Here is a 24,865-nt window from a genome sequence, read left to right on the forward strand (position 1 = left end):
CTTCAGTCGGTGATCAGCTTGCCTTTGTTCAGCAGATCCTGGATCACCGCGGCATCGTTGTTGCCGGTGGCGCCCAGGTCCACACCATGCAGGACGATGGTCTGGTCTTCCGCTGTCCCGTTGTTGTAGCCACCGGAGAAATCGCCATCGTGGCTGATATGCACGATGGTGCTCTTGCCGCCGGCGGTATTGTTGATGGTCTCGAAGTGCAGGTAGTTGCCCAGGTTGCCGACATTGGTGCCGGTGTGCGACTCGTTCTGCAGCAGGTCACGCAGGTCCAGCTTGTCGTTGTTGCCGCTGGTGGTGCTGGCGTTGAAGTCCACGATCAGGTCGGTTGCACCGGCCACGATCCTGGTGTTGCTCTGCAGATAGAGCCCGTTGCTGCTGCCGGCATTGACTGCGCCCGCCATGGCCGACTGGTCGCCCAGCGTCCACTTGAACACGTCGTCGCCCAGGTCACCGCGTAGCAGATCGTTGCTAGCGCCACCCACGACCAAGTCATGGCCCGCGCCGCCGCGCAACGCGTCACCGCCATCGCCGCCGTACAGCTTGTCGCTGCCGGCACCGCCATACAGTGCGTCGGTACCGCCCTGGCCGTAGACCACATCGTCGCCGCTGCCGGCATTGGCCAAGTCGGAGACCGGCTGCATCTGGTTGACAACGCCCTGCACCAGCTTGTCGCTACTGTTGAGCAGATTGCTCTCGGCCGTGGTCATGAACATGTTGCGCGTGCCGGTGAACATCTCGGCCTGCGTGGTCAGCGCCACCGAGTTGTCGTTGCTCTGCGTTTCGCCCATGAAGATCGCGTCGTTGCCGGCGCCCGCTTCCACGTGGTCGTTGCTGCCCCCGGTGAAGATGACCTGTTCGTTGCCGGATGTGGTCACGGTACGCAGATCATAGCCCCCTGCCGGCTGGCCATTGCCGGCGTTGTACGCCGCACTCGCCACGGAGAAGGTGTTGCCCGCGCCCGACTCCGCCCCGTCCACGTAGTAGGTGCCCACACCGTCGTGACCGGTGATCACGTTCGGGTTGTCGGTCACCGTGATCGCGATGGCGCCATTGGAGTTGGTGGTACCGTCGTTGACCCGGTAGCTGAGGCTGCCCACGCTGGTGGTTGCGGTGATGTTGGCCGGGCTGACGTAGAGCAGGTTCTGCAGCTGGCTGATCGAGATCACCTGACCGTTCTGCACCACTGTGCCGCCCTCGGTCATCACCGTGCCTTGCGTGGGCAGGCCGGTGATGGTGACGGTAAGCCTGTCGCCTTCGGCATCGGTCGGCGCGGCGATCGCCAGCGCGGTCGGCACGCCCTCCCTGGAGGTGATGCTGTGGCTGTCCACCACCGGTGCATCATTCACCGGCGTGACATTGAGCGTGACCGTGGCAGTACTGCTCTGGCCGTTGCCATCGACCAGCGTATAGCTGAACGTGGTCGTGCCGCTGTAGTTGGCCGGTGGGTTGTAGGTGAGCGTGCCATTCGCGTTCAGCGTGAGGCTGCCGTTGGCTGGCTGCGTGAAGCCGGCGATGCGGGCACCATCGCGCAAGGTGTCGTTGGACAGCGGGTTGAAGGTGAGGCTCTGGTCCTCGGGCGTGGTGTAGCTGTCCGCCACCGCCACCGGCGAGCCGGTATCGGTGACCGTGGTCCTGGAAAGACCGGTCGCCATCACGTTCAGCGTCAACGTACCGCTGGTGCTGTCAGTGCTGGCGTTGGCGCCTTCGGTCGCGATCGACGACACCCCGATGTTGAGCGTGCCGCTGGTGTAGCTGCTCGGCAGCACCAGCTTGGCGGAAGCGAGCTCGGCCGCGGAGAGGGTGATACCGCCATTGTTGATCGGATAGCCCGTGAGATTGCCGGACGTGGTGATCACGGCACCGGTCGGCAGGCCGGTGAAACGATAGGTCAGGCTTTCCGAGCCATCGGTATCGACCAGCTGGCCGCTCACGTAGTTGGCAAGCGTGACCTCGGTCTTGCCGCCACTGGTATTGCCCGCGACCAGACCCGAGCTTGATTCGACCTTGATATCGTCGATCATCGCGCCGCGACCGGCGCTGTCGAAGCTCGTGGCATCGGTGATGATGCGGATGGTGTGCGCATTGCCGTCACCTGCGAAGCTGTACTTCAGCTCTTCCCAGTTCAGGCCACCCTGCGGGCTGGTACTCGAGTACGTGGCCACCTTCACGCCATCGACCAGGATGGCGATCTGCGTATAGGCCGTGCTGTAGCCGGAGCGGCCCGCGTAGTCGAACGACAGCGTGTAGACCTGCCCCACCGCCGTACTGACGCTGCGCTCGATGCCCAGCGTCTGCGGCAGGCTGTTGGACGAGGCATTGTTCAGCTCCAGCCAGTTGCCGTTGCCACCCGAAGCGCCGACCCCGGTGATCAGGCTGCCGGCCTGGTTGGTGATCTGGTCACCACTCGTCCACACCTCGAAGCGATTGAGGCCGCCCGAGAACGAATCGGGGGCGGTCACCAGCGTCCAGCCTTCCAGCGTCGTGGCGTTGACGCCCTCCGAGGTACCGTCGCTGTTGATGACGGATTCCCAAGTGGTGTTGAACGCTGTCTGCGCGGCCGGCACATTCAGCGTCAGTGTCGGCCGGTCGGCCGTCGGCGCGATGTCCACGGTCATGGTGGCGGTACTGCTGGTGACGCTGCCATCGCTGATCTGATAGGTGAACTTGGCGTAGTCGGCCTTCTGGTCACCGGTACCGGCGGTGCTGTAGGCATTGCTGCCCGATTCGTGCGTATCGGGCACAAAACGCAGCTTGCCGGCGTCGATGTCGGTCTTGCTGACCAGTTGGTTGGCCGTGATGCTGACCCAGCCGTTGCCATTGTTGTACTGCAGTGTGCCATCGGTTGGCAGCCCGATCATCTTCACCGACAACCCGCTGACCGGGGTATCGATGTCGCCGGCGTTGAACTGGCTCCAGCTCAGCACCAGCGGCGTATCTTCAGTACCGGTCACCGAACCACCGGTGGTGGTCGGCGCATCGTTCACCGGGTTGACGGTGAGGGTGCCGGTCGCATTGCCGGTCGACACCAGGCCGTTGTTGTCGGTGGCGCTGTACTGGAAGGTATTGCTGCCGCTCCAGTCCGCATTCGGCTTGAAGTAGATCGTCGCGCCGTTGCTGGTCGCGGTGATCACACTCGCCAGCGTCAGCGGGTTGGTCGCGGCGATATCGCTGTAGAACGTGCCGTTGGCCGGCAGGCTGGTCAGCTTGAAGCTCGCCACGGTGCCATCGACGTCGGTGCCGGTCAGGTTGACCGCGATCACCGTGTCTTCGTTGCCCGTCGCGCTGATGGCCTGCGACACTGGCGCGTCGTTCACCGCGGTCACGTTCAGCGTCAGCGTGCTGGTCGTCGTGGTGATGCCATCCGAGACGGTGTAGGTCGCCACCGGCACCGGGCCGTTGTAGTTGGCCACCGGCACGAAGCTGTAGCTGCCGTTGCCATTGATGGTCAGGCTGCCGACCCCGGCGATGGTGGCAGTCTGGCCGGCGGTGAAGCTGCCGGCGACGTTGGCAATCGAGAACTGGGTGATCGTCAGCGGGTTGCCGTCGATATCACTGTCGTTGGCCAGCAGGCCGTTGGCGGCGCTGACCGTCAGCGGGGTGTCCTCGGCGGTGGTGTTGCTGTCCGGTGCGGTGATCGGCACGTCGTTCACCGCCGTCACGGTGATGTTCAGCGTGCTGCTCACCCCAGTGTTGGTGGTGTAGCTGACCTGTGGCACGTTGCCGTTCCAGTTTGCCACTGGGGTGAAGCTGTAGTCGCCATTGCTGCCCAGGGTGAAGCTGCCCACGCCGGCAAGGGTGGCGGTCTGACCCGCCGTGAAGCTGCCGGCGACGCCGTTCACGCTGAAGCCGGCAACGGTCAGGACGGTGTCGACATCGCTGTCGTTGACCAGCACGTTGCCGCTGGCCACCGTGTCCTCGGCCACCGTCTTGGTGTCCGGGGCCAGCACCGACGGGTCGTCCACCGCCGTCACGCTGATGCGCAGCGTGTTGTTCGCCGAACTGCTGCCATCGGTGGCGGTATAGGTCACCACCGGCACGGCGCCGTTGTAGTTGGTCGCCGGGGTGAAGCTGTAGCTGCCGTTGCTGTTCATCACCAGGGTGCCGACCCCGGCCAGCGTGGCGGTGGCGCTGCCACCGGCGGCAATGGTGTAGGTGGTGCCCGAGACCACGAACTGCGACACCGACAGCGGGCCGTCGGCGTCGCTGTCGTTGCTCAGCACGTTGCCGGTGCTGGTGCCCGAGTCCTCGGCCACCGTCAGCGTGTCCGGGGCGGTCACGGTCGGGTCGGCCACGGCGGTCACGTTCAGTGTCAGCGTGCTGGTCGTCGTGGTGGTGCCGTCCGAGACGGTGTAGGTCGCCACCGGCACCGGGCCGTTATAGTTGGCCACCGGCACAAAGCTGTAGCTGCCGTTGCCATTGATGGTCAGGCTGCCGACCCCGGCGATAGTGGCAGTCTGGCCGGCGGTGAAGCTGCCGGCGACGTTGGCAATCGAGAACTGGGTGATCGTCAGCGGGTTGCCGTCGACATCGCTGTCGTTGGCCAGCAGGCCGTTGGCGGCGCTGACCGCCAACGTGGTGTCCTCGGCGGTGGTGTTGCTGTCCGGCGCAGCAATCGGCGCATCGTTCACCGGGTTGACGGTGAGGGTGCCAGTCGCACTGCCCGTCGACACCAGGCCGTTGTTGTCAGTGGCGCTGTACTGGAAGGTATTGCTGCCATTCCAATCCGCGTTCGGCTTGAAGTAGATCGTCGCACCGTTGTTGGTCGCGGTGATCACGCTCGCCAGCGTCAGCGGGTTGGTCGCAGCCGCATCGCTGTAGAACGTGCCGTTGGCCGGCAGGCTGGTCAGCTTGAAGCTCGCCACCGTGCCATCGACGTCGGTGCCAGTCAGGTTGACCGCAATCACCGTGTCTTCGTTGCCACTGGCGGTGACGGCTTGCGCCACCGGGGCGTCATTCAGCGCATTCACGGTAAGGGTGCCGGTCGCAATGCCCGTCGACACCAGGCCGTTGTTGTCGGTAGCGCTGTACTGGAAGGTGTTGCTGCCGTTCCAGTCCGCGTTCGGCTTGAAGTAGATCGTCGCACCGTTGCTGGTGGCGGTGATCACGCTCGCCAGCGTCAGCGGGTTGGTCGCGGCCGCATCGCTGTAGAACGTGCCGTTGGCCGGCAGGCTGGTCAGCTTGAAGCTCGCCACCGTGCCATCGACGTCGGTGCCGGTCAGGTTGACCGCAATCACCGTGTCTTCGTTGCCACTGGCGGTGACGGCTTGCGCCACCGGGGCGTCATTCACCGCGTTGACCTGCACATTCACCGTCGCCGTGCTGGTGCCACCCTGGCCGTCACTCACCGTGTAGGTGAACGACGCCGGGCCGTTGTAGTTCGCCGCCGGCGTGAACACCACATTGCCATTGACCAACGCCACCGTGCCCTGTGTTGCATCCTGCACCGAGACCAGGGTCAGGGAATTGCCATCTGCATCCTGGTCATTGGCCAGCAGCGCAGCCGCAGTCAACGTCAGCGGTTGGTCCTCATTGGTGGTCGCCACATCGGCAGCCGCCACCGGCGCATCGTTCACCGCTGTCACCGTGATCGCGATGGTGTCCACATCGCTCTTCGCCCCACCGGCACCGGTATTGCCGTTGTCGCTGGTCGTCACCGTCAGTTGCGCACCACCGTCGTAGTTGGCCGTCGGCACAAAGCGCGTGCCCTCCAACACCGCGTTGATCGCACTCACCGAGCCAGTCAGCGTCACCGCGTCGCTGCCGTTGCCCGACAACGTCACCCCGCCGCTGTTCGAACCCAGATGCAACACCCCGTGGGTCGCCGTCAGCGTCACCGTCATACTGCGGCTGCCGGCATCGACGTCGCCGATGCGGATGGCGTTGCCATTGGCGCTTGAGAACACCAGCGCCGTATCCTCGGCCACGCTCTGTGCAGCAGGTACCGTATTCACCGGTGCGTCGTTGACCGCGTTGACCTGCACCGTCACCGTCGCCGTGCTGGTGCCACCCTGGCCGTCACTCACCGTGTAGGTGAACGACGCCGGGCCGTTGTAGTTCGCCGCCGGTGTGAACACCACATTGCCGTTGACCAAGGCCACCGTGCCCTGTGTTGCATCCTGCACCGAGGCCAGGGTCAGGGGATTGCCATCTGCATCCTGGTCATTGGCCAGCAGCGCAGCCGCAGTCAACGTCAGCGGTTGGTCCTCGTTGGTGGTCGCGACATCGGCAGCCGCCACCGGTGCGTCGTTCACCGCATTCACGGTAAGGGTGCCGGTCGCATTGCCGGTCGAGACCAGGCCGTTGTTGTCGGTGGCGCTGTATTGGAAGGTGTTGCTGCCATTCCAGTCCGCGTTCGGCTTGAAGTAGATCGTCACCCCATTGCTGGTCGCGGTGATCACGCTTGCCAAGGTCAGCGGGTTGGTCGCAGCCGCATCGCTGTAGAACGTGCCGTTGGCCGGCAGGCTGGTCAGCTTGAAGCTCGCCACCGTGCCATCGACATCGGTGCCGGTCAGGTTGACCGCGATCACCGTGTCTTCGTTGCCGCTGGCGGTGACGGCTTGCGGCACCGGGGCGTCATTCACCGCATTGACGGTAAGGGTGCCGCTGGCATTGCCCGTCGACACCAGGCCGTTGTTGTCGGTGGCGCTGTACTGGAAGGTATTGCTGCCGCTCCAGTCCGCATTCGGCTTGAAGTAGATCGTCGCGCCGTTGCTGGTCGCGGTGATCACGCTCGCCAGCGTCAGCGGGTTGGTCGCGGCGATATCGCTGTAGAACGTGCCGTTGGCCGGCAGGCTGGTCAGCTTGAAGCTCGCCACGGTGCCATCGACGTCGGTGCCGGTCAGGTTGACCGCGATCACCGTGTCTTCGTTGCCCGTCGCGCTGATGGCCTGCGACACTGGCGCGTCGTTCACCGCGGTCACGTTCAGCGTCAGCGTGCTGGTCGTCGTGGTGATGCCATCCGAGACGGTGTAGGTCGCCACCGGCACCGGGCCGTTGTAGTTGGCCACCGGCACGAAGCTGTAGCTGCCGTTGCCATTGATGGTCAGGCTGCCGACCCCGGCGATGGTGGCAGTCTGGCCGGCGGTGAAGCTGCCGGCGACGTTGGCAATCGAGAACTGGGTGATCGTCAGCGGGTTGCCGTCGATATCACTGTCGTTGGCCAGCAGGCCGTTGGCGGCGCTGACCGTCAGCGGGGTGTCTTCCGCCGTGGTATTGCTCTCCGGTACAGCCACCGGGGCATCGTTCACCGGCGTCACGTTGAAACTGACCGTGTTCGGCACCGCATCGAACACACCCGCGCTGTCCTGCACGCTGAAGGTGAAGCTGGCATAGCCCACCCCATTGGCGTTGGCCGCCGGCGTGAACACCAGATTGCCGAGGTCGGCCACGTTGATCACCTGGTGGGCACTGACCGGCACGCCGTTCAGCGTCAGGCTGCCGGCGCCCGGCAGGCTGTCGATCCGCACCGCCTGCAAGGTCTGACCCACATCGCTGTCGCTGAAGCCGAAGTCGGCAGCGCTGAAGCCGTGGCTGCCGTCTTCCTGTAGCGTGACCGTCTGGTCGGCGCCGGTCGGCGGGGTGTTGGCACCGACGTTGACCGTCAAGGTGCCGGTGGCGCTGCCACCGGCACCGTCGTCGATCTGGTAGCTGATGCTGACCGGGCCGGTGACGTTGCCGGCCGGCACGAAGTTGAGCGTGCCGTCCGGGTTCAGCGTGACCGTGCCCTTGCTGGGGTCGACCACGCTGGCGCCGGTCACCGTCAGCGGGTTGCCGTCGACGTCGGTGTCGTTGGCCAGCACGTTGAGGTTGCTGATCGGGGTGTTGATGGCGGTGCTGGCGACGTCGACGCCCGCCACCGGGTCGTCGTTGGTGCCGCTGATCACCACGCTGATGACGTGGCTGGTGCCGTCGGCGCTCTGCACCGTGAACTGTTCGGTCCTGGTCTCGCCAGCCTTGAGGTATTGCACGGCGACGTTGTCGACCTGGTAGGTCCAGTGACCGGCCGTGTCGATGGTGAGGCCACCCAGGGTGGCGCCCACCGGGGTGGCGGCGCCAGCGGTGAAGCTGGACTGGCCCGCATCCGGGTCGCTCACCGTGAGCGTACCGGTGTCGCTCAGCTTGCCGGCCGCCGTGACGCCGAGGTCTTCGGTGACGGCACCTTGGTCGTCACCGCCAATCACGGCCGGGTCGGCCACCGGGGTGATGCCGACGTTGACGGTGACGGTATCCGTGCCGCCCTTGCTGTCGCTCACCGTGACGGTGAAGCTGTCGCTGCCGTTGTAGTTGGCGTTCGGCGTGTAGGTCCAGCTGCCGTTCGGATTGACCGTGACCGTGCCGTGCACCGGATCGGTCCCCTTGGTGAAGCTCAGCGGATCGCCATCGACGTCAGTGGCGGTCAGTTGGCCGTTCACCGGGGTGTCTTCATTGGTGGTGACGGTGAGGTCGTTGCCCAGCGGGTTGCCGTTGCTGTCGTTCAGCACCGGCGCGTCGTTCACCGCCGTCACGGTGATGTTCAGCGTGCTGCTCACCCCAGTGTTGGTGGTGTAGCTGACCTGTGGCACGTTGCCGTTCCAGTTTGCCACTGGGGTGAAGCTGTAGTCGCCATTGCTGCCCAGGGTGAAGCTGCCCACGCCGGCAAGGGTGGCGGTCTGACCCGCCGTGAAGCTGCCGGCGACGCCGTTCACGCTGAAGCCGGCAACGGTCAGGACGGTGTCGACATCGCTGTCGTTGACCAGCACGTTGCCGCTGGCCACCGTGTCCTCAGCCACCGTCAGCGTGTCCGGGGCGGTCACGGTCGGGTCGGCCACGGCGGTCACGTTCAGTGTCAGCGTGCTGGTCGTCGTGGTGGTGCCGTCCGAGACGGTGTAGGTCGCCACCGGCACCGGGCCGTTGTAGTTGGCCACCGGCACGAAGCTGTAGCTGCCGTTGCCATTGATGGTCAGGCTGCCGACCCCGGCGATAGTGGCAGTCTGGCCGGCAGTGAAACTGCCGGCGACGTTGGCAATCGAGAACTGGGTGATCGTCAGCGGGTTGCCGTCGACATCGCTGTCGTTGGCCAGCAGGCCGTTGGCGGCGCTGACCGCCAACGTGGTGTCCTCGGCGGTGGTGTTGCTGTCCGGCGCAGCAATCGGCGCATCGTTCACCGGGTTGACGGTGAGGGTGCCGGTCGCATTGCCGGTCGAGACTAGGCCGTTGTTGTCGGTGGCGCTGTACTGGAAGGTGTTGCTGCCGTTCCAGTCCGCGTTCGGCTTGAAGTAGATCGTCGCCCCATTGCTGGTCGCGGTGATCACGCTCGCAAGGGTCAGCGGGTTGGCCGCAGCCGCATCGCTGTAGAACGTGCCGTTGGCCGGCAGGCTGGTCAGCTTGAAGCTCGCCACCGTGCCATCGACGTCGGTGCCGGCCAGGTTGACCGCAATCACCGTGTCTTCGTTGCCACTGGCGGTGACGGCTTGCGCCACCGGGGCATCGTTCACCGGCGTCACGTTGAAACTGACCGTGTTCGGCACCGCATCGAACCCACCCGCGCTGTCCTGCACGCTGAAGGTGAAGCTGGCGTAGCCCACCCCGTTGGCGTTGGCCGCCGGCGTGAACACCAGGTTGCCGAGGTCAGCCACGTTGATCACCTGGTGGGCACTGACCAGCACGCCGTTCAGCGTCAGGCTGCCGGCGCCCGGCAGGCTGTCGATCCGCACCGCCTGCAAGGTCTGGCCCACATCGCTGTCGCTGAAGCCGAAGTCGCCGGCGCTGAAGCCGTGGCTGCCGTCTTCCTGCAGCGTGACCGTCTGGTCGGCGCCGGTCGGCGGGGTGTTGGCACCGACGTTGACCGTCAAGGTGCCGGTGGCGCTGCCACCGGCACCGTCGTCGATCTGGTAGCTGATGCTGACCGGGCCGGTGACGTTGCCGGCCGGCACGAAGTTGAGCGTGCCGTCCGGGTTCAGCGTGACCGTGCCCTTGCTGGGGTCGACCACGCTGGCGCCGGTCACCGTCAGCGGGTTGCCGTCGACGTCGGTGTCGTTGGCCAGCACGTTGAGGTTGCTGATCGGGGTGTTGATGGCGGTGCTGGCGACGTCGACGCCCGCCACCGGGCCGTCGTTGGTGCCGCTGATCACCACGCTGATGACGTGGCTGGTGCCGTCGGCGCTCTGCACCGTGAACTGTTCGGTCCTGGTCTCGCCGGCCTTGAGGTATTGCACGGCGACGTTGTCGACCTGGTAGGTCCAGTGACCGGCAGCATCGATGGTGAGGCCACCCAGGGTGGCGCCCACCGGGGTGGCGGCGCCAGCGGTGAAGCTGGACTGGCCGGCATCCGGGTCGCTCACCGTGAGCGTACCGGTGTCGCTCAGCTTGCCGGCCGCCGTGACGCCGAGGTCTTCGGTGACGGCACCTTGGTCGTCACCGCCAATCACGGCCGGGTCGGCCACCGGGGTGATGCCGACGTTGACGGTGACGGTATCCGTGCCGCCCTTGCTGTCGCTGACCGTGACCGTGAAGCTGTCGCTGCCGTTGTAGTTGGCGTTCGGCGTGTAGGTCCAGCTGCCGTTCGGATTGACCGTGACCGTGCCGTGCACCGGATCGGTCCCCTTGGTGAAGCTCAGCGGATCGCCATCGACGTCAGTGGCGGTCAGTTGGCCGTTCACCGGGGTGTCTTCATTGGTGGTGACGGTGAGGTCGTTGCCCAGCGGGTTGCCGTTGCTGTCGCTCAACACCGGCGCGTCGTTCACCGGGTTGACGGTGAGGGTGCCAGTCGCAATGCCCGTCGACACCAAGCCGTTGTTGTCGGTGGCGCTGTATTGGAAGGTGTTGCTGCCATTCCAGTCCGCGTTCGGCTTGAAGTAGATCGTCGCACCGTTGCTGGTGGCGGTGATCACGCTCGCCAGGGTCAGCGGGTTGGTCGCAGCCGCATCGCTGTAGAACGTGCCGTTGGCCGGCAGGCTGGTCAGCTTGAAGCTCGCCACGGTGCCATCGACGTCGGTGCCGGTCAGGTTGACCGCAATCACCGTGTCTTCGTTGCCGCTGGCGGTGACGGCTTGCGGGACCGGGGCGTCGTTCACCGCGTTGACCTGCACATTCACCGTCGCCGTGCTGGTGCCACCCTGGCCGTCACTCACCGTGTAGGTGAACGACGCCGGGCCGTTGTAGTTCGCCGCCGGCGTGAACACCACATTGCCATTGACCAACGCCACCGTGCCCTGTGTTGCATCCTGCACCGAGACCAGGGTCAGGGAATTGCCATCTGCATCCTGGTCATTGGCCAGCAGCGCAGCCGCAGTCAACGTCAGCGGTTGGTCCTCGTTGGTGGTCGCCACATCGGCAGCCGCCACCGGCGCATCGTTCACCGCCGTCACCGTGATCGCGATGGTGTCCACATCGCTCTTCGCCCCACCGGCACCGGTATTGCCGTTGTCGCTGGTCGTCACCGTCAGTTGCGCACCACCGTCGTAGTTGGCCGTCGGCACAAAGCGCGTGCCCTCCAACACCGCGTTGATCGCACTCACCGAGCCAGTCAGCGTCACCGCGTCGCTGCCGTTGCCCGACAACGTCACCCCGCCACTGTTCGAACCCAGATGCAACACCCCGTGGGTCGCCGTCAGCGTCACCGTCATGCTGCGGCTGCCGGCATCGACGTCGCCGATGCGGATGGCGTTGCCATTGGCGCTTGAGAATACCAGCGCCGTATCCTCGGCCACGCTCTGTGCAGCAGGTACCGTATTCACCGGTGCGTCGTTGACCGCGTTGACCTGCACATTCACCGTCGCCGTGCTGGTACCACCCTGGCCGTCACTCACCGTGTAGGTGAACGACGCCGGGCCGTTGTAGTTCGCCGCCGGTGTGAACACCACATTGCCGTTGACCAAGGCCACCGTGCCCTGTGTTGCATCCTGCACCGAGACCAGGGTCAGGGGATTGCCATCTGCATCCTGGTCATTGGCCAGCAGCGCAGCCGCAGTCAACGTCAGCGGTTGGTCCTCGTTGGTGGTCGCCACATCGGCAGCCGCCACCGGTGCGTCGTTCACCGCATTCACGGTAAGGGTGCCGGTCGCATTGCCGGTCGACACCAGGCCGTTGTTGTCGGTGGCGCTGTACTGGAAGGTATTGCTGCCATTCCAGTCCGCGTTCGGCTTGAAGTAGATCGTCGCCCCATTGCTGGTCGCGGTGATCACGCTCGCCAAGGTCAGCGGGTTGGTCGCAGCCGCATCGCTGTAGAACGTGCCGTTGGCCGGCAGGCTGGTCAGCTTGAAGCTCGCCACCGTGCCATCGACATCGGTGCCGGTCAGGTTGACCGCAATCATCGTGTCTTCGTTGCCGCTGGCGGTGACGGCTTGCGGCACCGGGGCGTCGTTCACCGGCGTCACGTTGAAACTGACCGTGTTCGGCACCGCATCGAACCCACCCGCGCTGTCCTGCACGCTGAAGGTGAAGCTGGCATAGCCCACCCCATTGGCGTTGGCCGCCGGCGTGAACACCAGGTTGCCGAGGTCGGCCACGTTGATCACCTGGTGGGCACTGACCGGCACGCCGTTCAGCGTCAGGCTGCCGGCGCCCGGCAGGCTGTCGATCCGCACCGCCTGCAAGGTCTGACCCACATCGCTGTCGCTGAAGCCGAAGTCGGCAGCGCTGAAGCCGTGGCTGCCGTCTTCCTGTAGCGTGACCGTCTGGTCGGCGCCGGTCGGCGGGGTGTTGGCACCGACGTTGACCGTCAAGGTGCCGGTGGCGCTGCCACCGGCACCGTCGTCGATCTGGTAGCTGATGCTGACCGGGCCGGTGACGTTGCCGGCCGGCACGAAGTTGAGCGTGCCGTCCGGGTTCAGCGTGACCGTGCCCTTGCTGGGGTCGACCACGCTGGCGCCGGTCACCGTCAGCGGGTTGCCGTCGACGTCGGTGTCGTTGGCCAGCACGTTGAGGTTGCTGATCGGGGTGTTGATGGCGGTGCTGGCGACGTCGACGCCCGCCACCGGGCCGTCGTTGGTGCCGCTGATCACCACGCTGATGACGTGGCTGGTGCCGTCGGCGCTCTGCACCGTGAACTGTTCGGTCCTGGTCTCGCCAGCCTTGAGGTATTGCACGGCGACGTTGTCGACCTGGTAGGTCCAGTGACCGGCCGTGTCGATGGTGAGGCCACCCAGGGTGGCGCCCACCGGGGTGGCGGCGCCAGCGGTGAAGCTGGACTGGCCCGCATCCGGGTCGCTCACCGTGAGCGTACCGGTGTCGCTCAGCTTGCCGGCCGCCGTGACGCCGAGGTCTTCGGTGACGGCACCTTGGTCGTCACCGCCAATCACGGCCGGGTCGGCCACCGGGGTGATGCCGACGTTGACGGTGACGGTATCCGTGCCGCCCTTGCTGTCGCTCACCGTGACGGTGAAGCTGTCGCTGCCGTTGTAGTTGGCGTTCGGCGTGTAGGTCCAGCTGCCGTTCGGATTGACCGTGACCGTGCCGTGCACCGGATCGGTCCCCTTGGTGAAGCTCAGCGGATCGCCATCGACGTCGGTGGCGGTCAGTTGGCCGTTCACCGGGGTGTCTTCATTGGTGGTGACGGTGAGGTCGTTGCCCAGCGGGTTGCCGTTGCTGTCGTTCAGCACCGGGGCATCGTTCACCGCCGTCACCGTGATCGCGATGGTGTCCACATCGCTCTTCGCCCCACCGGCACCGGTATTGCCGTTGTCGCTGGTCGTCACCGTCAGTTGCGCACCACCGTCGTAGTTGGCCGTCGGCACAAAGCGCGTGCCCTCCAACACCGCGTTGATCGCACTCACCGAGCCAGTCAGCGTCACCGTGTCGCTGCCGTTGCCCGACAACGTCACCCCGCCACTGTTCGAACCCAGATGCAACACCCCGTGGGTCGCCGTCAGCGTCACCGTCATGCTGCGGCTGCCGGCATCGACGTCGCCGATGCGGATGGCGTTGCCATTGGCGCTTGAGAACACCAGCGCCGTATCCTCGGCCACGCTCTGTGCAGCAGGTACCGTATTCACCGGTGCGTCGTTGACCGCGTTGACCTGCACATTCACCGTCGCCGTGCTGGTGCCACCCTGGCCGTCACTCACCGTGTAGGTGAACGACGCCGGGCCGTTGTAGTTCGCCGCCGGCGTGAACACCACATTGCCGTTGACCAAGGCCACCGTGCCCTGTGTTGCATCCTGCACCGAGACCAGGGTCAGGAGATTGCCGTCGACGTCCTGATCGTTGCCGAGCAGTGCGGCGGGGCTGAGGGTCAGGGGCTGGTCTTCGTCGGTCGTCACGGCGTCGTTCGCCAACAGCGGGCCATCGTTGGTGCCGAGCACATCGACGACGATGGTGTGCACCGTGCCGTCCGCGCTTGTCACATTCACCGCACGGGTGACCATTTCACCTGCCTTGAGTCCCTGCACCACCGCAGCACTGTTGTTGAGCGTGTACTGCCAGCTGCCATCCGCGGCGATCTGCAAGGTGCCATAGTCGCCATCGACCACAGTGCGTGGCTGGAAGACGGCTTGCCCGGCATCCGCGTCACTGACGACAAGACGTCCGCTGGCAAGCAACGTGCCATCTTCGGTGACGCTACCGCGGTCACCGCCCGGTGTCGCCGGGGTGATCACCGCGCCGTCGTCCAGCCCCTGGACCTGCACAACGATCTCGGTGGTGCTGCCGTCGGCCAGTTGCACTGTAAAGCGTTCAGTCTCGCGCTGCCCGCTGACCAGCTCCTGTACCGCCGCATCACCATTGCTCAGCGTGTACTGCCAGTTGCCATCGGCTGCAATCTGCAGCGTGCCGTACCTACCGGCAAGCGTTTCAGCGACAAAACCGATGCCACCGGTGGCAGTCAGTACGCCAGTGGCGCTCAATGTCACATCTTCCTGTACCGTGCCGCCGCCCGGGCCGGCGGCTTCATTGGTTCCGCCGACGGTGATCACGATCGCATGGCTGGTGCCATCCACACTCGCCACATTCACGGTACGCGTGACCGTTTCACCGGCCTTGAGCCCTTGTACCAATGCAGCATTGTTGTTGAGCGTGTACTGCCAGCTGCCGTCTGCCGTGATCCGCAGTGTGCCGTAGTCACCGTCGACCACCGTGCCTGGCCGGAACGCTGCCTGGCCTGCATCGGCATCGGTCACCCGCAGCTGCCCCGAGGTGCTCAGGACGAGGTCCTCGGTGACCTGCCCTGTGGCCGTACCGGAAATCACGGCAGCGTCATCGGTGCCGCGGATGGTGACCACAACGGCACTGGAAACCCCGTCGGTATTGGTCACGGAGAAGGTTTCGGTGCGGGTTTCACCGGCGGTAAGCGCCTGGACCGCAGGATTGGCGTTGTCCAGCTGATAGCGCCAGGTACCGTCGCCATCCAGGGTAAAACGGCCGTAGCTGCCGGCGGTACCGCTCTGGGGGACGAAGGTGGCCGGTGTGGCATCCGGATCACGGATCACCAGCCTGCCCTGGGCAGCCAGCACACTGTCTTCGACGACTTCGCCCCGGTCGGCCCCCGGGGTGGCCGGGTCGATGCGGCCGGCATCGGCGACAGGCTCGATCCGTACGTTGACCGTGATGCTTTCGACCCCACCCTGCCCGTCACTGACGATCACGGTGAACGCATCGTCGCCGTTGTAATCCGGGGCTGGCACATAAATGTAGTTCCCACCCGCATCCACGGTGACCGTGCCGTGTGCGGGCTCGCTGCCCTTCACGTAGCTCAGGCCGTCGCCGTCGCGATCGGAAGCGGACACAGCGCCACTGACAGCGGTGTCTTCCCGGGTCGTGATCGCCAGATCGTTCCCGGAAGGTGCATCATTGACCGGCGTGACCAGCAGCGAGACCACCGCCTCGGTGATGCCACCACGGCCATCGGCCACCAGGACGGTAAATCGGTCAGCCCCGTTGTAGTCGCCAGCCGGTGTGTAGACATAGCTGCCGTCGGCCGTCAGTGACACCGTGCCATGTTCGGGACCGCCGCCGGCCTTGAGGCTGTACAGCAATGCATCGTTGTCCGCGTCGCTGGCCGATACCCGTCCGCTGACGCTGCTGTCTTCCTGCAGGACATGGCTGACTGCAGCCACCAGTGGCACTTGGTTGGGCGCGGCTGGGGGACCCACATCGACAGGCGGCGTGGCCGGGACCGATGGGGTCTCGTTGCCCGGCAAGGGCACATCGACCGTGGCGGCGTCGGCACCGGCTGTGGGTGCCGTCTCGGTCACCAGGGGGGTGTCCTCCTCGGCGGACAAGCCGGCAAAACCAAAGGTGCCCGGCCGCAGCTGTTCCACCATGCGCATCAGGCGCACGAACGAGTGCCCGCTGTTGTCGCCCCCGCCGGTCAGACCGGCCGCAGCGGGCTCCAGCACTTCCGAGAGATCCCCGCCCTGCTCCAGCACCTGGGCAAGCTGCTCGGTCTGTGCCTCGACCTGGGCGAGTGCGGATTGCACGGGGTCGGCCGGCTCAGTGCCAAGTACGCTCGCGTCGACCAGCACGGTGCGATCCTCGCCCAGCGTGATCTGCTCGCCGCCCGGCAATGCGAGCACCAGCCCGCTTTGCGGCGCGGTGACCACGATCTGATCCTGTTCGACCCGGTCGCCCTGTTTGAGCGGGACCAACTTGCCGTCGGCATCACGCCGGTAGGCGTCGCCAAGGATGTGGACGATGGTGGCTTGGGCAGGCGCGTTGCTCATGGCGGTATCCGGTTGAAACCCGATCGGGATTGGACCGCAGCATGACGGTGTATATCAGCAAAATCTATTGTACCAAGGTACAGGTCGCGCTCAGCCGGCGCCGTTGACCAACAGCGCCAGCTGCAGCCGGTCGGCCACGCCCAATTTGGCAAAGATGGCGCTCAGGTGGGCTTTGACGGTGCGCTCGGTGATGCCGAGCTGCCGAGCGATCAGTTTGCTGGGCTCGCCACGTGCCGCCAGGCGCGCCACTTCCTGTTCACGCTCGGACAATCGTGCTTGCCAGCCTGGGGTGGCCGATGTGTGTGGCAACGTGCGTTGCAGCCCGCCGAGCAGCTGCTGCATGACCTCCTGACCGATCCAGAATCCACCGTTGAGTACCGTTTCCAGGACACGGTGCCAGTCGGCAAGCGGCGCATAGGCGTGTGCGTAGCCACGGCAGCCTGCAGCGAGCGCAGCCACATGCTCGGACGCATCGGGCACGGTGCTGGCGGCCACCAGCGTGTGGGTACGGCTCCAGCCAAGCCAAGCGGGATCGGACAACGGCGGCAGACCGGGCAGCGCCAGATCACACAACGCCACACTGCGTGGCGGCAGCGTGACCAATGCCGCCGACGTTCCGGCCGCCACCGGCGCAAGCCCGACCGAGATCTGCGCCCAGTACGCGGCCAACGCCCGATCGTGGGTGAGCAGCAGCAGGGTACTCATCGTTCGGTCAACGCGTTGGCCTTGGCCCGCAATACCGGCTTGAGCAGGTAGGAGAGGATGGTCTTCTTGCCGGTCAGGATATCCACTTCCGCCACCATGCCGGGGATGATGGGACGCTTGGCATCCCCCAGGTAGCTGGACTTGGTACGCACCTTGACGACATAGAACGCGTTGCCCTTGTCGTCGGTCACGGTATCGGCCGAGATATGCTCCAACTTGGCTTCAAGCCCGCCGTAGGTCGAGAAGTCATACGCGGTGAACTTCACCAGCGCCGCCTGCCCCGGCCGCAGGAAAGCGATGTCGCGCGGCTGGATCCGCGCTTCGAGCAGCAGGGCATCGTCCGCCGGCACGATTTCGATCACTTCCTTGCCCGGCTGCACCACACCGCCCACGGTATTGACCAGCAACTGCTTGACCGTACCGCGCACCGGGGAGCGCACTTCGGACTGCTTGACGCGATCGGCCAGCGCCACGCTGCCTTCGGACAGACTGGCCAGCTTGCCCAGCGTTTCGGAAAGCTCGCTGCTTGCCTGGTTGCGGAACGCCAGCTCCACCTCCTGCTGCTTGCGACCCGCTTCGGCAATGGCTGCCTGGATGCGCGGCAACTGCGCCGCGGCTGCGTCACGCTCGCCCCGATAGCGGGCGACATCGCGCTCCAGCCGCAATACTTCGACATCGGAGACCGCGCCGCTGCGCAGCAGCGGCCGGGTGGCCTCCAGCTCCTGCTGGGTCAGGGCAAAGCTCTGGGCCGCCTGGTCGCGCCGCGCCCGTACCTCGTTCATTTCCTGGCTGCGCTGCGCCAGCTGCTGGCGCGCCACACCCAGCGAGGCATCCAGTTCGGCAAGGCGCGACTGGTACAGCAGACGCTCCTGCTCCAAGAGTGCCGGTGCCCGGGCACTCACTTCCCCGGGCACCACGAACGGCCGGCCGCTCGCCAGCGCCTCCAGCCGTGCCGCCTTGGCCTTGAGTGCGAGATATTGGGCCTGGTTTTCCTTGAGCGAAGAGACAAAGCGTGTCGGATCGATCTTCAGCAGCAACTGCCCGGTCTGGACCTGCTGCCCTTCGCGCACCAGGATGCGTTGCACGATGCCGCCATCCAGGCTTTGTATCACCTGCACCTGGCGCGACGGGATGACCTTGCCCTCGCCGCGCGTCACTTCATCGACCTCGGCCAACCCCGCCCACAGCAGCAGTGCCAGCAGGCTGCCGGCGGCCAGCCATACCAGGATGCGCGCACCGCGCGGGTTCTGCTCCAGGATGGCCCAATCGCCCTCGGCGATGAAATCGATGTCGCCGATGGGATCTTGCCGTTCGCCGGCGAACAGGTAACGGTCGAACCAGGCGGAGCTGCGTGCGGTCACCCGCCACCATGCGCGACGCCACCAGCGGACCGGTCTGGCTTGATTGCTCATGCGCGCCCCACCTGTCCTTGCTGCAGCGCCTGGATGACCAGCGCCTTGGGGCCATCCGCGACAACCTGCCCCCGGTCGAGCACGATCAGCCGGTCGACCAGATCGAGCAGCGAGGTGCGATGGGTGACCAGCAGCACGGTCTTGCCCGGCAACAGCGTTTTCAACTGCGACTTGAGACGTTCCTCGGACTGATGGTCCATCGAGCTGGTGGGTTCATCGAGCACGATCATCGGCGGATCGTTGACCAGCGCACGCGCGATCGCCACCGCCTGGCGCTGTCCGCCGGACAGCGATTCGCCCCGCTCACCCACCGGCATGTCGAAGCCGCGCGGGTGCGCGTCGGCGAACTCCTTGACCCCTGCCACGGCGGCGGCGGCAAGGATCATGGCATCATCGGCGAAAGGCGCGCCAAGCGTGATGTTCTCGCGCAGCGTGCCATAGAAGAGCAGCGGGTCCTGCGGCACGTAGCCGATGGCGTGGCGCAGCTCGGCGGGATAGATCTGCCGGGTATCGATACCGTCGACCAGGACCGCCCCCTCGGTCGGATGGTAAAGCCCCAGCAACAGCTTCTCGATGGTGGATTTGCCCGAACCCACCCGCCCGATGATGCCGACGCGCTCCCCCGGTTTGAGCCGGAACGAGACCCGCTTGAGCACCGGCAGCTCGTCGTAGCCGAAACTCACGTTCTGGAACTCGATCTCGCCCGCGAGCCGGGGCCGGTGCAGGAAGTTGCTGTCCGGCGGCAATTCCACCGGCAGGGTCATCTGCGACTCCAGCCCAGCGAGCGCGGTGCGCGCATTCTGGTATTGCATCATCACCCCGGCCACCTGTCCCAGCGGCGCAAGCGCTCGTCCGGTGAGCATCGCCGCGGCGATGATGCCCCCCATGGTGACCTGGGCATCGGCCAGCAGATAGACACCGGCGATGAGGGTGGCCACGTTGACGGCCTGCTGGATCAAGAGCGCGAAATTGACCGTCGTGGTCGACAGCAGCCTGAGCCGTGCACCGATCTGCGCCAGGAAGATGGTGGCCTGCTCCCAGCGACGCTGGAAACGGCTCTCGGCGCACATGGCCTTGATGGTCTCTATGCCGACCAGGCCCTCCACCAGCGTGGCATTGCGCTGCGACGCGGCACGCTGGGTCAGCTCCACCAGCTCGTGCATCTTGCTCTGTGCAAGCAGCGTGAACAGCACGATAAGCGCGATGCCGATCAGTGGCGGCAACAGGAACCATGGCGACAACCAGATCAGTACCAGCAGGAACACCAGCACAAAGGGCAGATCGATCAGCGTCGTCACCGATGCGGATGCGATGAAATCGCGCACCGACTCGAATGCGCGCAGGTTGGCGGCAAACGCCCCGACCGAGGCCGGACGGTGGTCCATCCGGATGCCGAGCACGCGCTCCATGATCAGTGCCGACAACTGTACGTCGACCCGTTTGGACGCCACATCGACGATGTAGCCGCGCACCGTGCGCAGCGCAAAATCGAAGCCCAGCACCAGCAGCGCCCCGAGTGCAAGCACCCAGAGCGTTTCGAACGCATGGTTCGGCACCACACGGTCGTACACATTCATCGAGAACAGCGGCAAGGCCAGCGCAAAGACGTTGATCAGCAAGGCGGCCAGCAGCGTATCGCGATACAGCCGCCAATTCTGCAATACCACCGCCCAGAACCAGTGTCGCTGCCGGATCTGTCCAAGCTCGGGCGCCCGCGCCTCGAAGCGAAAACGTGGACGGACGAAGATGGCGATCCCGCTGTAACGGGCTTCCAGCTCATGCCGGCTCATTTCCTCGCCAGCCTCGCCGCTCTCCGGAAACCGTACCCTGACCCGGTCCTGCGGCAAATGCTCCAGCAGCAGGCAGGCATCGCGGTTATCCAGCAACAGGATGACGGGCATCAGCTGCTGCGGCAGCTGCGCCAGACGGCGGCGTGCCACCTTGGCGGTATAGCCGGCGCGGGCGGCCGCGCGGGGCACCAATGTAGGCGTCATTTTGTTGTTGGACAAAGGCAAGCCTGCAGACAGGGCCTCACGCGTCCAAGGCGAACCATGGATCCGAGTGATTTCCGCGAGGCAATCTAGCAAAGGGTCGACATGGCCTTGTCGTCCGCCCAATTGCCAGCCAGATGGTTCGTTGCTCATGGAAGACGCGCTGTTCATCAGCTCAGGTCGCACAAGAAGGGAGTGTCAGCAAAAGCGGCAAGCTGTAGATGCAAGATAGCGAATGCTGCCAAGCCGCGTCAAACCAGCTTTCGCACCCTTCAGGCCCGGGCGGGACCCGATGCCGCTGATACAGGCAGATTCGGTTTGCTTCTCAAGGAAAGCAAGTGGAAATTCAGATTACGTCGTTGTCATCGAGCAGGATGCTCGGGCCTTTCAGGTCCTGACGCAGCCGACGCCGCGCCAGCAACTTGACCTGCGCCTCGGCCGGCAGATCGGTGAGCGCGAGCAGGTTCTTCTGCATCAGTACATCGATCAGGTCTTCGATCACCCGGACAAAATCGTTGTCGAGCGCGCTGAAGGCATCGCCGCCGCCCGCAACACCGAGAAAGCCGAGTACCTCCGGGCTGCCTTGCGACAGGAACTCCTGAGCGGGATGTTCCTGATGTTCGAACAAGGCCACGATACGACCATCGCTGTTGCGGCGGACATAAGGCATGGGATCTTCCGGCTCCTTCGATTTGCGTCAATCTATCATGCGCGGATGCGCACCGCGCAGCAGGATGGTGGCTGTGGCGAGCCCCATGCCAGGACACAGCAGCCTGCGAGACCGGGCCAGGCCGCGCCGACACGGCGGCCTGTGGCGTGCAGCGGAATGGCATGCCTGCCCATGGCGGCAATACGGCGGACTGCGGCGTAAGGCCCCGGGCGTCAGCTGGACGGGTCGCTCCGCCGATCCTGGCCGGTGCGGCGCTCGTTGCCGTTGAGCAGCATGTTCATCCAGCGCCAATAGGCATCCTCCTGATCGAACTGCTGCCGGCGATCGCCGACCCGGCGCTCTTCAGGGGTCGCCCCAGTTTGTGGATTGTCCATGTCCCGATCCATTGCGATGCTCCAACGGCTGATCATTGGCCTTGTGTTTAGAACGTGGCGCACCAATGCGCGCCCACCTTGCTTGTGGAGAGTCGACCAACGGCAGCCATCCTGGATGGCGAACAGGTGGACTGGGCACAGCACGTCGGAACAATGGGGGGCGGTGACACGTTGGCGCGTGGCTTTTCCAGCGCGGGGGAACCCCGCTCCCTTCATCCGGCTGATTGCCAGGTTTCGTCGGCGCCATCTGTCGTGGCCAAGCGAGAAGATCAGCGCTGTGATTGGGTTTGACAGCACGCGGTACCGGCGCCACGCCACAATGCACAGATTGACAATGGGCCAAAAGGGTCATGATCCTTGGCCACGGTGGCGGCATTTGACAAGCCGCCACCCCACGCCGCATTCGACGGCGGCGGATCGACAACAAGGATGGAGAACGAATCGTGGCTAGACCTATTTCGCATCGCCGCAGCCGCTGGCCTGCGGCATTGATGGCTGCGCTGTTGAGCAGCGCATGCCTGACTGCTTTCGCCGCCCCTGCCTGGCAGGAAGGGGTGACCTATAACGCAGGCACGGTGGTGACCTACAACGGCCAGGATTACCAGGCACGGGTCACACATTCGTCCTTTGTCGGCACCAACTGGAATCCGGCCGCCACCCCGACATTGTGGCAGGCCGTCGGCGCCGGCACCCCTTCGCCCGCGCCTACCCCCACTCCCGTGCCGGGTCCGACCCCCGGTCCCAACCCCACACCGGCCCCGACACCGGTATCGCCCTCCCCCGGCGGCACCTGCGGCTACCCGACCTGGAGTGCCGGTGCCTCCTATAGCGGTGGTCAGCGCATCAGCTACAACGGCACCGCCTACGAGGCAAAATGGTGGACCCAAGGCGACAACCCGGCCCAATCGGGCAGCTGGGGCGTCTGGAAGCAGGTGAGCTGCAGCGGCACGCCCGGCCCGACGCCGACTCCTGTGCCAGGACCGACCCCGACGCCTTCCCCAGGCGGTTTCGTCGTCTCGGAAGCAGACTTCAACCGCATGTTCCCCAACCGCAACAGCTTCTACACCTATTCCGGGCTGGTTGCGGCCTTGTCAGCCTATCCGGGGTTCGCCAATACCGGCAGCGATACCACCAAGCGGCAGGAAGCGGCAGCATTCCTTGCCAACATCAATCATGAGACCGGCGGGCTGGTCTATGTGGTGGAGCAGAACCAGGCGAACTGGCCGCACTATTGCGACCCGAACAGCGTCTACGCCTGCGCCCCGGGCAAGCAATATTACGGGCGCGGCCCCATCCAGCTCAGTTGGAACTTCAACTACGGCGCCGCTGGCGCTGCGCTTGGCCTGCCACTGCTGGCCGATCCGGACCTGGTGGCGCGCGATCCGGCCGTGGCCTGGAAAACTGCGATCTGGTATTGGATGACGCAAAGTGGCCCAGGCACAATGACACCGCACAATGCGATCGTGAACGGTTCGGGATTCGGTGAAACGATCCGCAGCATCAATGGTGCCCTGGAGTGCAACGGCCGCAATCCGGCGCAGGTCCAGAGCCGGGTGAACGCCTATCTGAACTTCACCCAGATCCTGGGGGTGACCAGCGGCAACAACCTGAGCTGCTGATCCTTTGCGACGCATGCCCGTTGCATACAGCAAAAACCCGCCATCGCAGGATGGCGGGTTTTTGCTGAGTGGGACCACAACAGAACCGCAACCGCGCAGACGGATGCTCAGCTCAGGTATGGGTGACGCAGCACGATGGTCTCTTCGCGGTCCGGGCCGGTCGAGATGATATCGACAGGCGCTTCGCAGATCTGCTCGATCCGCTTCAGGTAGGCCTGCGCGTTGGCGGGCAGATCCTCGTAGCGCTTCACACCGACCGTGGAGTCCTGCCAGCCCGGCATTTCCTCATACACCGGCTCGCAGCGCGCGATCTCCTCGGCGCCGATCGGCAGGATGTCGGTAAGTTTGCCGTCGAGCAGATAGCCGGTACACAGGTTGATGGTCTGGATGCCGTCCATCACGTCCAGCTTGGTGACGCACAGACCGGAAACCCCGTTGATCTGGATGGAGCGCTTGAGCGCCGCGGCGTCGAACCAGCCGCAGCGGCGCGGCCGGCCGGTGACCGAGCCGAACTCATTGCCGCGCTTGGCAAGCCCGGCGCCCACCTCGTCAAACAGTTCGGTCGGGAACGGACCGGAGCCGACACGCGTGGTATAGGCCTTCACGATGCCGAGTACGTACTGCAGCATCTGCGGCGCGACACCGGCGCCCGGCGCCGCCGCTCCGGCCACACAGTTGGACGAGGTGACGAACGGATAGGTGCCGTGGTCGACGTCGAGCAAGGTGCCCTGCGCGCCTTCGAACAGCAGCGGCTGGCCGGCCTTGTTCATGTCGTATAGCGTGCGCGACACATCGGCCACCATGGGCCGGATGCGTTCGGCGAACGCCAGGGTCTGGTCATGGACCTGCTGGAACTCCAGCGTCTCAGCCTTGAAGTAATGCTTGAGCGTGAAGTTATACCAATCCAGGTTCTCCAACAGCTTGGAGGCAAAACGCTCAGGGTGGTACAGGTCCTGCAGCCGGATCGAGCGGCGCGCCACCTTGTCTTCATACGCAGGGCCAATACCGCGGCCGGTGGTGCCGATCTTCTTGTCACCCTTGGCCGCCTCACGCGCCTGATCGATGGCAATGTGGTACGGCAGGATCAGCGGGCATGCTTCGGAGATGCGCAGCCGGTTTGCCACATCGATCCCGGCCAGATTGAGCTCGTCGATCTCCTTGAGCAGCGCCTCGGGCGAGATCACGACGCCGTTGCCGATGAAGCATGCCTTGCCGGCATGCAGGATGCCCGACGGGATCAGCCGCAGCACGGTCTTCTTGCCACCGACGACCAGCGTGTGACCGGCGTTGTGGCCGCCCTGGAAGCGCACCACCCCTTGAGCGTGATCGGTCAGCCAATCCACGATCTTGCCTTTGCCTTCGTCACCCCATTGGGTTCCGATCACGACCACGTTTCTGCTCATGGAAATCCTCTTTCAAAACCAATCAAAGCGAGCGCGGGCGCAGCATCG

The 24,865-nt window shown here is 65.2% G+C and carries 8 protein-coding genes; 1 reads left to right on the forward strand and 7 read right to left on the reverse strand.

The genetic code is table 11. From position 1 onward, the window contains the following. Positions 1-2 precede the first annotated feature (2 nt). The 6 genes from N8I74_RS13040 to N8I74_RS13065 form a co-directional block, all read right to left on the reverse strand. Positions 3-16,643: an Ig-like domain-containing protein gene (locus tag N8I74_RS13040; protein ID WP_263123537.1), complete on the reverse strand. Its 16,641-nt coding sequence runs from the start codon at positions 16,641-16,643 to the stop codon at positions 3-5. A gap of 90 nt (positions 16,644-16,733) precedes the next feature. Further along, on the reverse strand, positions 16,734-17,348 hold the full coding sequence (locus tag N8I74_RS13045; protein ID WP_263123538.1) for a response regulator transcription factor: 615 nt from the start codon (positions 17,346-17,348) through the stop codon (positions 16,734-16,736). Then, complete coding sequence (locus N8I74_RS13050) at positions 17,345-18,760, reverse strand: HlyD family type I secretion periplasmic adaptor subunit (protein WP_263123539.1); 1,416 nt, start codon at positions 18,758-18,760, stop codon at positions 17,345-17,347. The genes N8I74_RS13045 and N8I74_RS13050 overlap by 4 nt, the downstream gene beginning before the upstream one ends. Then, entirely contained in the window at positions 18,757-20,922 is a 2,166-nt protein-coding gene (locus N8I74_RS13055; RefSeq protein ID WP_408611818.1) for a type I secretion system permease/ATPase, read from the reverse strand. The genes N8I74_RS13050 and N8I74_RS13055 overlap by 4 nt, the downstream gene beginning before the upstream one ends. 175 nt (positions 20,923-21,097) lie before the next feature. Then, entirely contained in the window at positions 21,098-21,421 is a 324-nt protein-coding gene (locus tag N8I74_RS13060; protein ID WP_263123541.1) for a hypothetical protein, read from the reverse strand. A gap of 212 nt (positions 21,422-21,633) precedes the next feature. Further along, on the reverse strand, positions 21,634-21,795 hold the full coding sequence (locus N8I74_RS13065; RefSeq protein ID WP_263123542.1) for a hypothetical protein: 162 nt from the start codon (positions 21,793-21,795) through the stop codon (positions 21,634-21,636). 443 nt (positions 21,796-22,238) lie between these two features. On the opposite strand from N8I74_RS13065, the gene N8I74_RS19360 reads away from it, so the two are divergent. Next, complete coding sequence (locus tag N8I74_RS19360) at positions 22,239-23,414, forward strand: glycoside hydrolase family 19 protein (RefSeq protein WP_308445858.1); 1,176 nt, start codon at positions 22,239-22,241, stop codon at positions 23,412-23,414. A 107-nt stretch (positions 23,415-23,521) separates the two neighbouring features. On the opposite strand, the gene N8I74_RS13080 is transcribed toward N8I74_RS19360, so the two are convergent. Next, complete coding sequence (locus N8I74_RS13080) at positions 23,522-24,817, reverse strand: adenylosuccinate synthase (RefSeq protein ID WP_263123543.1); 1,296 nt, start codon at positions 24,815-24,817, stop codon at positions 23,522-23,524. Positions 24,818-24,865: the final 48 nt, after the last annotated feature.

Source organism: Chitiniphilus purpureus, assembly GCF_025642115.1.
Taxonomy (GTDB): Bacteria; Pseudomonadota; Gammaproteobacteria; order Burkholderiales; family Chitinibacteraceae; genus Chitiniphilus; species Chitiniphilus purpureus.

What these genes read in the sequence shown, in the direction of transcription:
- N8I74_RS13065 (WP_263123542.1), bottom strand. Translation starts at nt 21,795, where the DNA reads ATGGACAATCCACAAACTGGGGCGACCCCTGAAGAGCGCCGGGTCGGC.
- N8I74_RS13055 (WP_408611818.1), bottom strand. Translation starts at nt 20,922, where the DNA reads ATGAACAGCGCGTCTTCCATGAGCAACGAACCATCTGGCTGGCAATTG.
- N8I74_RS13045 (WP_263123538.1), bottom strand. Translation starts at nt 17,348, where the DNA reads ATGAGTACCCTGCTGCTGCTCACCCACGATCGGGCGTTGGCCGCGTAC.
- N8I74_RS13040 (WP_263123537.1), bottom strand. Translation starts at nt 16,643, where the DNA reads ATGAGCAACGCGCCTGCCCAAGCCACCATCGTCCACATCCTTGGCGAC.
- N8I74_RS13060 (WP_263123541.1), bottom strand. Translation starts at nt 21,421, where the DNA reads ATGCCTTATGTCCGCCGCAACAGCGATGGTCGTATCGTGGCCTTGTTC.
- N8I74_RS13050 (WP_263123539.1), bottom strand. Translation starts at nt 18,760, where the DNA reads ATGAGCAATCAAGCCAGACCGGTCCGCTGGTGGCGTCGCGCATGGTGG.
- N8I74_RS13080 (WP_263123543.1), bottom strand. Translation starts at nt 24,817, where the DNA reads ATGAGCAGAAACGTGGTCGTGATCGGAACCCAATGGGGTGACGAAGGC.